Annotated in this window: 18 protein-coding genes and 1 pseudogene; 13 read left to right on the top strand and 6 right to left on the bottom strand. The window is 42.2% G+C overall.

Features of this window, described 5'->3' with window-relative positions:
• The 3 genes from F8R90_RS20115 to F8R90_RS20125 form a co-directional block, all read left to right on the top strand.
• On the top strand, positions 1-318 hold a 318-nt coding region (locus F8R90_RS20115; protein ID WP_196511297.1), incomplete at its 5' end, for a zinc ribbon domain-containing protein.
• Positions 319-644: 326 nt separating this feature from the next.
• Positions 645-1,031, top strand: a complete 387-nt coding sequence (locus F8R90_RS20120) for a hypothetical protein (protein ID WP_196512155.1) — start codon at positions 645-647, stop codon at positions 1,029-1,031.
• Between the two features lie 152 nt (positions 1,032-1,183).
• A complete protein-coding gene (locus F8R90_RS20125) occupies positions 1,184-1,777 on the top strand; it encodes a hypothetical protein (RefSeq protein WP_196512156.1) in 594 nt (197 codons plus the stop codon).
• 6 nt (positions 1,778-1,783) lie between these two features.
• On the opposite strand, the gene F8R90_RS20130 is transcribed toward F8R90_RS20125, so the two are convergent.
• Positions 1,784-3,055: a lipid-A-disaccharide synthase gene (locus tag F8R90_RS20130; protein WP_196512157.1), complete on the bottom strand. Its 1,272-nt coding sequence runs from the start codon at positions 3,053-3,055 to the stop codon at positions 1,784-1,786.
• 481 nt (positions 3,056-3,536) lie between these two features.
• On the opposite strand from F8R90_RS20130, the gene F8R90_RS20135 reads away from it, so the two are divergent.
• The 3 genes from F8R90_RS20135 (at position 3,537) to F8R90_RS20145 (ending at position 9,222) form a co-directional block, all read left to right on the top strand.
• The gene (locus F8R90_RS20135) at positions 3,537-7,523 is read left to right on the top strand and encodes a magnesium chelatase subunit H (RefSeq protein ID WP_196512158.1); all 3,987 of its coding nucleotides are present in this window, start codon (positions 3,537-3,539) and stop codon (positions 7,521-7,523) included.
• 83 nt (positions 7,524-7,606) lie between these two features.
• The gene (locus tag F8R90_RS20140; protein ID WP_196512159.1) at positions 7,607-8,038 is read left to right on the top strand and encodes a hypothetical protein; all 432 of its coding nucleotides are present in this window, start codon (positions 7,607-7,609) and stop codon (positions 8,036-8,038) included.
• Positions 8,035-9,222: a hypothetical protein gene (locus tag F8R90_RS20145; protein ID WP_196512160.1), complete on the top strand. Its 1,188-nt coding sequence runs from the start codon at positions 8,035-8,037 to the stop codon at positions 9,220-9,222. The genes F8R90_RS20140 and F8R90_RS20145 overlap by 4 nt, the downstream gene beginning before the upstream one ends.
• Before the next feature lie 135 nt (positions 9,223-9,357).
• On the opposite strand, the gene F8R90_RS20150 is transcribed toward F8R90_RS20145, so the two are convergent.
• The 3 genes from F8R90_RS20150 to F8R90_RS33495 all read right to left on the bottom strand — a co-directional run bounded on the left by F8R90_RS20150 (position 9,358) and on the right by F8R90_RS33495 (position 10,209).
• On the bottom strand, positions 9,358-9,801 hold the full coding sequence (locus F8R90_RS20150; RefSeq protein WP_196512161.1) for a type II toxin-antitoxin system VapC family toxin: 444 nt from the start codon (positions 9,799-9,801) through the stop codon (positions 9,358-9,360).
• Entirely contained in the window at positions 9,789-10,010 is a 222-nt protein-coding gene (locus F8R90_RS20155; RefSeq protein ID WP_196512162.1) for a hypothetical protein, read from the bottom strand. The genes F8R90_RS20150 and F8R90_RS20155 overlap by 13 nt, the downstream gene beginning before the upstream one ends.
• A 67-nt stretch (positions 10,011-10,077) precedes the next feature.
• Entirely contained in the window at positions 10,078-10,209 is a 132-nt protein-coding gene (locus F8R90_RS33495; RefSeq protein ID WP_269141778.1) for a hypothetical protein, read from the bottom strand.
• Between the two features lie 19 nt (positions 10,210-10,228).
• On the opposite strand from F8R90_RS33495, the gene F8R90_RS20160 reads away from it, so the two are divergent.
• The 6 genes from F8R90_RS20160 to F8R90_RS20180 all read left to right on the top strand — a co-directional run bounded on the left by F8R90_RS20160 (position 10,229) and on the right by F8R90_RS20180 (position 12,306).
• Complete coding sequence (locus F8R90_RS20160) at positions 10,229-10,447, top strand: hypothetical protein (RefSeq protein WP_230966517.1); 219 nt, start codon at positions 10,229-10,231, stop codon at positions 10,445-10,447.
• Positions 10,431-10,676, top strand: a complete 246-nt coding sequence (locus tag F8R90_RS20165; RefSeq protein WP_230966519.1) for a MazF family transcriptional regulator — start codon at positions 10,431-10,433, stop codon at positions 10,674-10,676. The genes F8R90_RS20160 and F8R90_RS20165 overlap by 17 nt, the downstream gene beginning before the upstream one ends.
• Positions 10,669-10,791, top strand: a complete 123-nt coding sequence (locus F8R90_RS33500) for a hypothetical protein (RefSeq protein ID WP_269141779.1) — start codon at positions 10,669-10,671, stop codon at positions 10,789-10,791. Before F8R90_RS20165 ends, F8R90_RS33500 begins: the two co-directional genes overlap by 8 nt.
• Before the next feature lie 266 nt (positions 10,792-11,057).
• Entirely contained in the window at positions 11,058-11,318 is a 261-nt protein-coding gene (locus F8R90_RS20170) for a type II toxin-antitoxin system HicA family toxin (RefSeq protein ID WP_196512163.1), read from the top strand.
• Positions 11,315-11,653 carry a type II toxin-antitoxin system HicB family antitoxin gene (locus F8R90_RS20175; protein WP_196512164.1) on the top strand — a complete coding sequence of 113 codons (339 nt, stop codon included), beginning with the start codon at positions 11,315-11,317 and terminating at the stop codon, positions 11,651-11,653. The genes F8R90_RS20170 and F8R90_RS20175 overlap by 4 nt, the downstream gene beginning before the upstream one ends.
• Positions 11,654-11,730: 77 nt before the next feature.
• Positions 11,731-12,306 (top strand): Uma2 family endonuclease, encoded by a 576-nt coding sequence (locus F8R90_RS20180; protein WP_196512165.1) that lies wholly within the window; start codon positions 11,731-11,733, stop codon positions 12,304-12,306.
• A gap of 188 nt (positions 12,307-12,494) precedes the next feature.
• Here F8R90_RS20180 and F8R90_RS20185 read toward each other — a convergent pair whose 3' ends face one another.
• Positions 12,495-12,839, bottom strand: a complete 345-nt coding sequence (locus F8R90_RS20185) for a hypothetical protein (protein WP_196512166.1) — start codon at positions 12,837-12,839, stop codon at positions 12,495-12,497.
• 155 nt (positions 12,840-12,994) lie between these two features.
• Between F8R90_RS20185 and F8R90_RS20190 the strand changes: the two genes are divergently transcribed.
• Complete coding sequence (locus tag F8R90_RS20190) at positions 12,995-13,354, top strand: hypothetical protein (protein ID WP_196512167.1); 360 nt, start codon at positions 12,995-12,997, stop codon at positions 13,352-13,354.
• Here F8R90_RS20190 and F8R90_RS20195 read toward each other — a convergent pair.
• Positions 13,337-13,562: pseudogene (locus F8R90_RS20195) on the bottom strand (RNA-guided endonuclease TnpB family protein); the annotation flags it as partial. The gene F8R90_RS20190 and the pseudogene F8R90_RS20195 overlap by 18 nt on opposite strands.

Raw genomic sequence — 13,562 nt, forward strand, 5'->3', positions numbered from 1 at the left:
GTGGTAACTGTTGCAGTTCCACCCTACTACACCAGTCAGAATTGCTCTAACTGTGGTGAGGTTGTCAAAAAAACTTTGAGTACCAGGACTCATTGCTGCCCCCATTGCGGAACAGCCTTAGACCGTGACCATAATGCAGCGCTGAATATTCTTGAAATTGGACTCCGTACTGTGGGGCACACAGGAACGTTAATCGCCTCTGGAGACATCGACCTCTGCGTGGGTGAGGAAACTCCTCCAAGTAAGTCGGGTCGCGGAAAGAGGAAGTCCAAAGAGCGATCTTTGGAATCCCCCGCTATATCAGGTACTCCTGATTAGCGCCGGGAGGATGTCAATACGGATAACTAACGAGCTTAATGAGTTCTATTTACTAGAACACCAATTCAGTAATCCTGGAAGAACCTCTCCCCCAACCCCTCTCCAACGCAAAGAGAGGAGTTTGGCTCCCCCTTCCCTAGCAGGGAAAGGGGCTGGGGGGTTAGGTTTTAGGTTTTTGATTACTGAATTCGTATTGGACTTTCAAGGAGCAGGAGAGTTGCCAAGTAGTTGAAATCTTGTTGACCTTTATGCTTAAAATTGCACAAGAGGTTTATTTAGCATCTACTAAAAGCTAAAGTCAACCCTTTGCAGGACTCCGATAAGCAATGCTGACTGAAATTTTGCCTTTCCGCTTTGAGTTAAACACGATCGCGATCGCAGGAGCGAGTTTGTGGTCATTGGCCTTATATCTAGGTTTTTCCCCAGTCAACGAATGGGTAATCGAGCAACTTAATCGCTGGTTTAACTTTGCAGAGCGATCGCTTTACACCAGCCAGACAGAATTTGAAAAGACTCGTAAAGCCAGAGAATCCCAAAACGCTTTCTATGCATCATTATTCAGCATCACGCCTTTTTTGGTAGTTGGTGCTTTATGTAACTGGGGTCTGGAAATTAGTTTAGGTGAGAGTTGGGGAATTAGTACAGGTATATTGGCTTGCATGGGCGCTGGCATTTATGAACTTGGGCGCAGGGATGGAGAATCTTCGGATTAATGAAGATCAGGGGGATGGGGGAGAAATTTCTGACTTCTTTATCCTCTCTCCATTAAGCAACACTATGTAGGCGCAATAATACGTCCCTAATCCTAAAGATTAGATTTTTTTATTAGAATTATGGAGCATAGAAATTTATTAAAAATAAAATTATGAAAAAACTTTTAGTGAGCTTGGCATTAGTGTCAGCAAGTATTTGTACAGTACTATCTGTATCTGCTTTGTCAAATGCTTTGTCAGATCGTTGCTCAATTCAGAATCAACTTAGCACCCTTCCGCCCGAAATATTCCAAAAAATCTTTCCTGAAGAAACTAATCGGTTAACTATATTTCAAAAACGTCCGCTGACATCAGCTTCGGAAAAGGAGATTAGGCAAGCTGCTGTAAACTATACCCTTGCGAACTCTTGCCAATTTAAGATACTCAGCGGCACACCGGAAGCAATCTTTGCCCGTTCAATCAAAGCTGCTGAAATTCCTTCTACTGGTTTTGGTGAGTTTGAGTTTATGGGTAAAGAACCACCATTGATGTTAGTAGTAGTCAAAGGAAACTTTGACATTAGCGGTTCTACCTCTGGCGGCTTTCAAAGTTCAAATCCTCGTCGTTCAACAAAGTACACGGCTTATATTTTTGACCTCCAGGCTGGTACACCAATTTTTTCAGCGACTGGATTGGCAGGAAAATACTTCCGCAATGCCCTTAATGACTCAACTTTGCCAGATGATTTAGAATCTGTTGATCTTTAATTGTTACTAAATTTCCTCACTAACAATCTGTGCTATTTTCTGGGCTGCACCGCTTTCGCCACGAATCTTGCGGAGTTTAGCGCGGATATCATCCAATTTTTCTGGATAGGCTAATAATTCTATAACCATTTCCCCAACTTCTTGCGGTTGAAGTTTACCCATAAGTTCTGGCACTATCTCTTCCCGTGCCCAGATATTTGGCCATGCTAATAAACCTTTGTGTCTCACAAATCTCAGGAATAACCAATTAATCACGTTGGCAAAGGATGTACCTACCCCTGGCAGATTTGCCAACAACCCAGGTAAACCATCCCAAGCACGCATGGCATCAAGTTGCTGTGTTGGCAGTAAAACAATCATTGGCACTCCCAAAGCACCGAGTTCGGCAGTGTTTGCCCCCACTGTAGTTAAGCAGATACAGCATTGGGATAATAAATTATATGCAGGGTTTACTTGCCACAGTTCCACAGTTAAGCCCGTTGTTGTTTTGAGCAATGCCTTGCCTGTAGCGTCCTTTGGGAAAATTAAGGAAGCACCACCAAAGCCAAAGGTTTCAGCAATAGGGTTCTTTTGGGGATCGGCAAAACTAGCTAAAGTTTGTAAATCCAATGTTGGGGCTACAGGAATTACAAACTTGGTTTGGGGTCTTTTTGTATGAACGTATTCGGCAATGCCTAGACTTAATGGTACTCCTTGGGCTAATTTTGCCGCTTTTGAACCAGGGAGCAGACCAATTAATTCAGTTTTGAGTGATGCAGTAATAGGCAAAGGGGAATTTGAATCTAGGCTTTCTCCTGCTTCTACCATCAAATCACCGACAACGGTGAATTTGTGAGCATATTTTTGGGGGACATCGGCAGCAACTTCAGGTTTCATCACGCCAAAGCGGTCAATCCAGTTATGCCAACGGGCTGACCATTCAGCGTAAACTACTGTACGATATCCCAGCTTTTTGCCTATAACTACGGGGAAAATTTGATCGCCACCGAGGAAAATAACTACGCCGCGACTTCTCCAGTCCCAATTCTCAAATGTTTTACCCCAGAGCAAAAATTGCCAAAAATGCTCTGCTCCCTGTACTCTATCTACTTCTGGGTAAGAAAGAGCGATCGCAGCTTCTTTACCACTAGCATTTGAGCAAGGCGATAATACCACAGAAATCCTGACTACAGAAGGGTCATTCCCTAATTCTTGCCGCAACGCCTTCACTACTGGACGCACCCAGGTTGTTACTTCACCTGGGCCATTTGAAAGGATGAGAATATCTACTTGAGTCATTAGTTAATGGTCAAGAGTTAGGGGTCATTAGTCAAGAGGCAAGTATTACCTAATTCGTTCCTACGGTATTAATCAAAGCCTTAATGCCAAATCCGACCCGCATCGGCATTCAGAAAACACTGGCAATGGCTCAATTCTCAGTTAAAGGAGCAACGGGAGTTATTTAATTTCAGCGGGGCGATCGTTAGAGTGCGTGCCAATTTTAATTCCAGTGGTTTTGTGTTTACACCGAGCGATCGCCCTCTGCTATGTAAAGAAAAATTTACAAATAGGTGAGCGAATACTTTTAAACATAGTCAACAATTACAAAGAAATATTTCGTTTTTTATATCGATTTGTGTCATATAGGCGATAAAATGCCTACTGGGCAAGCGTTTTCTGATAAAAAACAGATATTGCCTAAAAGATCACAAGTTACCTGTGGCTGATGATGCCGCTAGGAACTTCCAGAGAGAACACGCATCAAAGGAGCCGAAGAAGCATGTTCACACACGTCAAGTCCACCATTAGACACATTGCGCCTGATAACTTACGCGGACGTAGTTTAATCAAGGTGGTCTATGTCGTGCTTGAGTCCCAGTACCAGAGTGCATTGTCGCAAGCGGTTCGCACGATTAATGCGAACAATCCCAACTTGGCGATTGAAATCAGCGGGTACTTGATTGAGGAACTCCGCGACCCAGAGAACTACGAAGAGTTCAAACGAGAAATTGAGAATGCGAATATCTTCATCGCTTCCCTCATTTTCATCGAAGACTTAGCACAGAAAGTAGTAGCAGCAGTAGAACCACACCGCGATCATCTGGACGTTTCCGTTGTCTTTCCCTCGATGCCAGAAGTAATGCGCCTGAATAAAATGGGCAGCTTTTCTTTGGCACAGTTGGGTCAGTCAAAGAGTGTAATCGCCCAATTCATGCGGAAACGCAAAGAAAAATCCGGTGCGGGATTCCAAGATGGGATGCTGAAGCTTTTGCGAACGCTGCCGCAAGTGCTGAAGTTCCTACCAATGGATAAAGCACAAGACGCGCGAAATTTCATGCTCAGTTTTCAGTATTGGCTAGGTGGTTCACCAGAAAATCTGGAAAACTTCTTGCTGATGCTAGCTGATAAATATGTATTTAAAGGTTTAGAGAAACAAAATTTTGCACCTTCTACATATGAACAGCCGGTGGTTTATCCCGATTTAGGGATTTGGCATCCTTTGGCTCCCAGTATGTTTGAAGATGTCAGAGAGTACCTTAATTGGTACACAGCTCGTAAGGATATTTCTAGTGATCTCAAAGATCCCCTAGCTCCTTGTGTCGGGTTGGTATTGCAACGCACTCACCTAGTTACAGGGGATGATGCCCATTATGTAGCAATGGTGCAGGAGTTAGAAGCACTAGGCGCACGGGTACTACCAGTATTTGCTGGTGGTTTGGATTTCTCCAAGCCTGTGGAGGCCTACTTCTACGAACCAAATACCAACACACAGTTGGTAGATGCAGTGATATCGCTGACTGGTTTTGCTTTAGTAGGTGGCCCAGCCAGACAAGATCATCCCAAGGCAATTGAGGCACTCAAACGCTTAAACCGTCCTTACATGGTGGCGTTACCCTTAGTATTCCAAACCACAGAAGAGTGGATGGATAGCGATTTAGGGTTACATCCGATTCAAGTAGCTTTGCAAATTGCGATTCCTGAATTGGATGGGGCAATTGAGCCAATTATATTATCGGGTAGAGATGGGACTACAGGGAAAGCGATCGCACTGCGCGATCGGGTTGAAGCTGTCGCCGAACGCGCCTTAAAATGGGCTAACCTCCGCCGCAAGCCGAAGCTAGATAAAAAAGTCGCCATCACTGTTTTCAGCTTCCCACCAGATAAAGGCAACGTCGGAACCGCCGCTTACTTGGATGTATTCGGCTCCATCTACGAGGTGATGAAAGCCCTCAAAAATAACGGCTACGACTTACCAGAATTGCCAGAATCCGCCGAAGCGTTGATGCAAGAAGTCATCCACGATGCTCAAGCGCAGTACAACAGCCCGGAACTCAACGTTGCTTACAAAATGTCGGTTCCTGAGTATGAGGCACTTACCCCTTACTCTCAACGCCTAGAGGAAAACTGGGGGCCACCTCCCGGACATCTCAACAGCGACGGGCAAAATCTGCTGATTTATGGTAAGCAATTCGGTAACGTCTTCATCGGTGTCCAACCTACATTTGGTTACGAAGGCGACCCGATGCGGCTGTTGTTCTCCCGTTCAGCTAGTCCTCACCACGGTTTTGCTGCTTACTACACTTACCTAGAGCAAGTTTGGAAAGCTGATGCAGTACTACACTTTGGTACCCACGGTTCCTTGGAATTCATGCCCGGTAAGCAGATGGGAATGTCTGGTGACTGTTATCCAGATAACTTGATTGGCTCAATTCCCAACCTGTATTACTACGCAGCGAATAATCCGAGTGAAGCGACAATTGCCAAACGTCGGAGTTATGCCGAAACAATTTCTTACTTGACACCTCCGGCAGAAAATGCTGGTTTGTATAAAGGTTTGAAGGAACTCAGCGAGTTAATTGCTTCCTACCAAACCTTGAAAGATAGTGGACGCGGTGTTTCCATTGTCAACAGCATCATGGATAAATGCCGGATCGTGAATCTGGATAAGGATATTCACCTGCCAGAAACCGATGCCAGAGACATGAGTGCCGATGAGCGGGATAATATTGTTGGCAACGTCTACCGCAAGTTGATGGAAATCGAGTCGCGGTTGTTGCCTTGTGGTTTGCACGTCATTGGTAAACCCCCAAGTGCAGAAGAAGCGATCGCAACTCTCGTCAACATTGCTAGTCTAGATCGTCAAGAAGAAGGACTTCAAGGCTTACCGGGAATTATCGCTAACAGCATTGGGCGTAACATTGACGATATTTACCAAAATAACGATAGAGGCATTTTAGAAGATGTCCAGTTATTGCAAGATATCACTTTAGCAACTCGTGCAGCAGTTACCGCCCTTGTCCAAGAGCAAATCGACGCGGAAGGACGAGTTTCTCTGGTTTCCCGGTTGAATTTCTTCAACATGGGTAAAAAAGAACCTTGGGTGGAAGCATTGCATAAAGCAGGTTATCCCAAAGTTGACACCGCCGCCCTAAAACCCTTACTTGAGTATTTGGAATTCTGCCTGCAACAAGTTTGTGCCGACAACGAACTAGGAGCATTACTCAGAGGCTTGGAAGGTGAGTACATCCTACCTGGCCCTGGTGGCGATCCCATCCGCAACCCGGATGTTTTGCCTACAGGTAAGAATATCCATGCTTTAGATCCGCAATCCATCCCAACAACAGCAGCAGTACAATCAGCCAAAATCGTTGTAGACAGGCTTTTGATCCGTAACAAAGCGGAAAATGAAGGAAAATGGCCAGAAACCATCGCCTGCGTCCTCTGGGGAACCGATAACATCAAAACTTACGGTGAATCCCTAGCGCAAATTATGTGGATGGTGGGCGTGCGTCCAGTTCCCGATGCTTTGGGACGGGTGAACAAGTTGGAATTGATATCCCTAGAAGAGTTGGGGCGGCCCAGAATTGACGTGGTAATCAACTGTTCTGGTGTATTCCGCGACTTGTTCATCAACCAAATGAACCTGCTAGACCAAGGCGTGAAGATGGCGGCTGAGGCGGATGAACCCTTAGAAATGAACTTTGTTCGCAAACACGCTTTGCAACAAGCTGAAGAAATGGGGATTAATCTGCGTCAAGCAGCGACGCGCGTTTTTTCCAACGCTTCTGGTTCCTACTCGTCAAATATCAACTTGGCGGTAGAAAACAGCACTTGGGATAGCGAAGCCGAGTTGCAGGAAATGTATCTCAATCGGAAATCTTTCTCCTTCAATTCCGATAACCCCGGAATCATGGACGAATCCCGGCAGATTTTTGAAAGTACATTGAAAACTGCTGATGCAACCTTCCAAAATCTGGATTCTTCCGAGATTAGCTTAACGGACGTTTCCCACTACTTTGATTCAGATCCCACCAAGCTGGTAGCAAGTCTGCGGGGTGATGGTAAAAAACCAGCATCTTATATTGCAGATACAACCACAGCTAACGCCCAAGTGCGGACATTATCAGAAACCGTGCGTTTGGATGCGCGTACCAAATTGTTAAATCCCAAATGGTACGAGGGGATGCTATCTCACGGTTACGAAGGTGTGCGCGAACTCTCCAAGCGGTTAGTGAATACAACAGGTTGGAGTGCGACTGCTGGCGCTGTGGATAACTGGATTTATGAGGATACTAATGAAACCTTCATCAAAGATGAAGAAATGCAGAAACGGTTGCTGAACCTTAATCCCCATTCTTTCCGCAAGATTGTATCAACCTTGTTGGAAGTGAATGGACGCGGTTATTGGGAAACTAGCGAGGATAATTTAGATCGTCTGCGCGAGTTGTACCAAGAGGTTGAAGACAGAATTGAAGGGATAGAGTAAGTTGATACATCATCAATAAATTAGCCAGAAAGCACGGTGATACCGTGCTTTCCGTCTATTAACATCTGCTAGATAGTAAGAAAATGCCTGCAAATCAAAGCACATCTGCTGGGTTAGAGTATGGCCCTACAGTCAATGGCAAAATGTATTTATCAAAATACAAACACAGAGGTAATGGTTCTCTACAGCACAAAAATATGTGGTGTATCCCACCTGATACTGAGTACGATATCTTTTGTAATTCTGACAAGCATAATCTGCGTGACGCAAATCAGGATTACTGGGGAGTTTTAGAAATAGGAAAAGCAACACTTGGTACAAATGGAGAGAGACTATCAATATTTCCATGTACATCTAACATTCAAGATCCTTGGCATGGGTATCCAGTTTCACCTGTAGAAGAAAGAAGACGACGTGCTTTACCCCCTGATTTCGATTTATTAGTTGAACAATGGATTAAAGATAAAGTTATTGATAAAGCAGTTGGCCGAAAAATTCAGAAGGAAAAAATATGAGAGTTGTCTCACTAAGATTTCCAGGAAATTTTGAGGATGCGTTCCTATATATGGGACGACTCATTGCAATCACTGAGAACCACTCAGTACGTATTTATGATATGAAAAATGTTGTAAGTAAACTTCAAGAAGATGAGATTTTACTTGATGTACCAACATTATTGTTTTTTAGAAATGATTTGATTGATCAAGAAGAATTTCGTGATCAGCTACATGATGAGTCTGGAAAAGCAGCTTTTCTCAAAGCTATTGACAAAATTGAATCAAAATCAATTCAAATTGATGCAGATTTTATAGAAACTGTTGAATGGGATCTGAAAATAAAGGCAGATATTTTACTTGATTTAAATATTTATAATCGTCGATTGTATATCGGGACAAATACAGGACTTTATCATTTTGATATTGATTGGGAATCAGAAAACACCATACCAATTAATGAAGCTCAAAAGCGCCTTGAGGCAAAGTGTATTCATACAACAGCTAAGTTTGGAACAGTAAATGCTTCATGTGGTTCTGAAGGATTATTTTCATTTCTTGATGATTTTAATTTGGGGAGGAATAATAATCGTAAGGAAAAACATATTCCAGAATACTCACTGCGAAATGCTTGGCTTAATTTTGATGTTGTAAACTATCCAACAACTACTTCCCCAACTTTATTCAGTAGTATTCAAACTAAGCCTCGACAGGAATTAATTGAATCACAGAAAAATTTTGAAAAAGAAAGTTTGATTGTTACTGATTTAGAACAAAGTGAGTTTGACTTTAATAATCTAGTTGTGAATTCTAACCTTAACAACAAAATAGATTTAAAAAATATCCAATTCGTCTATAATAGTTCCAAATCTTTATTTATCAGTACCTATGATGGAAGCTTCTTTACATTAGGGTTACAGGATAATAGCTCTTCTTCTATTCCTAGAATTTCGTATTATAACAAATATATGGGATTAGGAAGCTTAGTTGCTAGTATTCATACACTCGGGGTAAAAAAGGCCGGGATAATTTTAGAAATGGACGAACAAGTTCTTTTGTTCGCACATGGAAAATTCATTCCTATATTTAACAGTGAAGTTATCTCTATTCGCACATTTGCAGGTTCAAAACATTATAAAAATATCGTCAGTCTTACAACTCCTAATGAGATTTTATTAATTGCAATCTTTGATGAAGAAGCATAGTTGCACTACAAGATTTAATATTCCATTGGAGTTGATGGAACAGATATGGTCTGATCGCTTAGTTTTTGAGATTTTCTACAAGGCGATCGCCTACAATGCCATCATACAATCAGCGATCACAACATACAAAAAGACTCAAACTATGAGTCTATCCAACACTAACACTGATAATGCTGGTAAAGACGGCAACCGCGCATCATTTGTCAAGAAAAATGATGCACCTCCACAAATAGCAGTAGCCATCTGAATAGCATCTGGGGTTCTTAAATTATAATCTGCCCTTAATTGTGCCGCATTTTCAGCGATGTCGGGAAAAACTTCGATAGCTGTTAAACCTTGGGAATTAAATAGAATTTCACGATATTGTTGAGCTAATGCTGTGTTTCTTTGCCGCAAGGGATAGACTAATACTTCCGTTATAGTCAAAACTGATGTTACAACGCTAAACTCACCACGAAACATAGCTTCAAAAAAAGCATCTGTAACATCCAAATAATTAGGATTTTCTTCAATAAAGTAAATCAGTGGAGCAGTATCCAAACCAACAATTTGCCCTTGTAACTGGACTAGCCATTCCATGAATCACGTTCCTGATTAACGTATTCTTGAGCATCAATGCCATTCCAGATTTCTTTACCTAACCCACGTAATTCGAGGATACTACGCTTTGGCTTAGGTGTCATCGTCACCTGTTGACGAATTAAGCTTGATAAGTTTTCAATTAAGCGTATTTGCTCTTCAGGAGTTAGGCTTTGAGCTTGCAGTAGTACTTCTTGATAATTAGACATAAAATTTACACTTCCACTTCTCTGGATTCTAAGTCAAATATACACAGACGGACTGCATTTCTTCATTTTACAAATAAATGTAGATAGGTTTAATATCTGCTTGTTTATCAGAATAACTATTGCGATCGCACTCACTCTTCCACACCGGCGATCGCTTTGTTTTTGAGATTTTCTGTAAGGCGATCGCTCTTTTAGGCATACAAGCGTAAAATCAAAACATGACTGTTCAAAAAACAGATATGCTAAAAACGCTTTGGGCTACTGTTCGGGAAGGAAAAATTGAATTGCTGGAGTCAGAGGAATTACCGGAAGGGACAAGAGTGTTAGTGACGCTGCTTCCTGATGATGAAAATGAATTTTGGCTTCAAACCAGTCAAACATCACTCTCATCAGTTTGGGATAATGCTGAGGATGATATCTATGCCGAACTACTCTAAAAATGACATCATTTTGGTTCAGTATCCCTTTTCAGATTTGTCCAGTTCAAAAGTTAGACCTGCTGTTGTTGTAAGTGCGCCACACGTTTCTCAAGACAACCTAATTACACCCTTGACGAGCAAAACTGGAGCATTGCTAGAAAGTGAGTTTGTCTTGTCTGAATGGGCAGCAAGCAGCAGGGCTAAACGTGGCTACAGCAGTCAAGAGAGGTTTATACACAGTGCATAAAAGCTTAGTTGTCAAAGTGATTGGCAAGTTAGCTGATGCTGATGCTGAACTTTTAGAGCAATCTTTGCGGTGTTGGTTGGGGTTGTCATACGTATTGGCAACTTCGCAAAATTGAGAATTGAATGCCTAAACAAAGCGTAGGCGTAGCCCGTCGTAGACATCGCTCACTCTTGGACAACAGGCGATCGCTTTGTTTTTAAGGTTTTGTGCAAGGCGATACCTACGGTGAGCTACGCTAACGCACTTTGGGAAATTTTGGAGGTGTAGTGTACCCCAGCTACGCCTACGCTTCTATATTTTCCACGATATCATAATATGATATCGTGGAATTGATAGTTATACTCAACTTAACTGTAAGATGGCTGTAATTGTATTGATTAAATGGATCTCAATAACAAACAACGTCAGATTTTAGAGTTAATTTTTACAAATCCTGTACCATCTAATATTCTTTGGAAAGATATTGAAAGTTTATTTATAACTATCGGTGCTGATATTACTAAGGGTAGAGGTTCGCGAGTTCGTGTGAAATTAAATGATGTGAAAGCTGTTTTTCACGAACCACATTCTCAAAATGAGACAGATAAAGGAGCAGTCAAATCTGTTAGAGAATTTTTAATTAAGGCAGGAATTGAAATATGATAACTTATAAAGGATACACAGCTAGTATAGAAGTAGATGTAGAAGCGGGAATACTTTTTGGCCAAGTTTTAGATATTAATGACGTAATTACCTTTAAGGCAAAAACTGTAGAGGAAGCGCGTCAAGAATTTCAAATTTCTGTTGATGATTATCTTGCTTTCTGTGAAGAACTAGGAGAGGAGCCTGATAAACCATTCTCTGGTAAACTTCCATTCCGCACAACTCCAGAACACCACCGCAAAATATTTATTGCTGCTAAAAAGGCTGGCAAAAGCATAAATGCTTGGATGGATGAAATCTTAACTGTTGCTGCGGATAAAGTAATCAATACTTAGACTCAACTATTGTAAATATCTTTTTCGCTAAAGTGCATTTTCCTTTGGCATTTTTATGGGAATATTAAAATTTTTTTATGGATGCATTAACTATCAACTTTGCTCCTGTTCTTCAAATAACAGATGAGCAATTCTTCCAGTTATGTCAGATCAATGAATTAATCAGATTTGAGCGTAATGCTGATGGCACATTGCTACTAATGCCTCTAGTCGGAGGCTTAACCAGCAACCGCAATGCTAACTTAACTGCTCAACTTGGAGTCTGGAATCGTGATGAATCACTAGGTATAGCTTTTGGTTCTTCGGTTGGGTTTATTTTACCAAATGGAGCAGTGCGTTCGCCTGACGCATCTTGGTTAAGACGTGACAAATGGGATTCTCTTACACAGGAGCAAAAAGAGAAATTTCCGCCTGTATGTCCTGATTTTGTAGTGGAATTGCGTTCTGATACTGATTGTTTAATAAGGCTACAAAATAAGATGCAAGAGTACCGAGACAACGGTGCTAGATTAGGTTGGTTAATTGATTTAGAAACTCGGCAAGTAGAAATTTATCGCTCTGGTAGAGATGTTGAAGTGCTGCAATCTCCTCCTAGTTTATTAGGAGAAGATATACTGCCTGGATTTGTACTTAATTTTGAAAATATTTGGTGAATTGATTAAAAAACAAAGTGCGATGGCTACAACGCCCTACGCCTACGCTACCTACAAATCTGGATTCTAAGTCAATACGGTTCAGTTAAGCATTTTTTCCGTCTCTCTGTGTCCTCTTCGTCTCTGCGGTTCGTAAAAAAGATTGACTTTGACAAGGAGTTTTAACCTTAACTGAACCGTATTGGATTCTAAGTCGAATATACACAAACAGACAGCATTTGCTTGTTGAGCGATCTCATTTGCTTGTTTAGCGATCGCATTTGCTTGTTCGGCGATAGCATTTGCTTGTTCGGCGACAGCATTTGCTTGTTTGGCGACAGCATTTGCTTGTTCGGCGACAGCATTTGCTTGTTTAGCGATCGCATTTGCTTGTTTGGCGACAGCATTTGCTTGTTTAGCGATCGCATTTGCTTGTTTAGCGATCGCATTTGCTTGTTCGGCGACAGCATTTGCTTGTTCAGCGACAGCATTTGCTTGTTTGGCGATCGCATTTGCTTATTCGGCGACAGCATTTGCTTGTTCGGCGATCGCATTTGCTAATTGTGTTTCCCCTGAAACAATATACAGATGAGTATAAACACAGATTAGCTCCCAATTATTGCGTTGCAATTAAATACACAAAACTACTCTTATCACGTAGAAAGACATCCCAGTATGTTGAAATAGAACTATTCCAGAAATATCTCCCATGTCTCTAAGAACTCGCGGTTCTGCTGCTGTAGACAAAGCTCAACGCCGTCTTGCCCTGCTTAAATCCATTAACGAGAATCTGGATTTAGGGCACGGACTAAGCATTGAAGTTTACACCCGCCTTATCGATAACACCCGTGCCATGCTAGAAGCTCATAATACGCTTCTGTCCAATCTTGATGAATCTCGTAAGACCATAACTCAGATGGACAACGCACTCTCGGAACTGTCTGAAAGGATGCTTACTGGAGTTGCTACTATCTACGGCAGAAATAGCATGGAGTATTCAAAGGCAGGCGGCTCAATTAGAAAGCGGAGTGCAATTGACATCCTCCCGGCGCTAATCAGGAGTACCTGATATAGCGGGGGATTCCAAAGATCGCTCTTTGGACTTCCTCTTTCCGCGACCCGACTTACTTGGAGGAGTTTCCTCACCCACGCAGAGGTCGATGTCTCCAGAGGCGATTAACGTTCCTGTGTGCCCCACAGTACGGAGTCCAATTTCAAGAATATTCAGCGCTGCATTATGGTCACGGTCTAAGGCTGTTCCGCAATGGGGGCAGCAA

The organism is Nostoc sp. NZL (genome assembly GCF_015714705.1).
In the GTDB taxonomy this organism is placed as follows: domain Bacteria; phylum Cyanobacteriota; class Cyanobacteriia; order Cyanobacteriales; family Nostocaceae; genus Nostoc; species Nostoc foliaceum_A.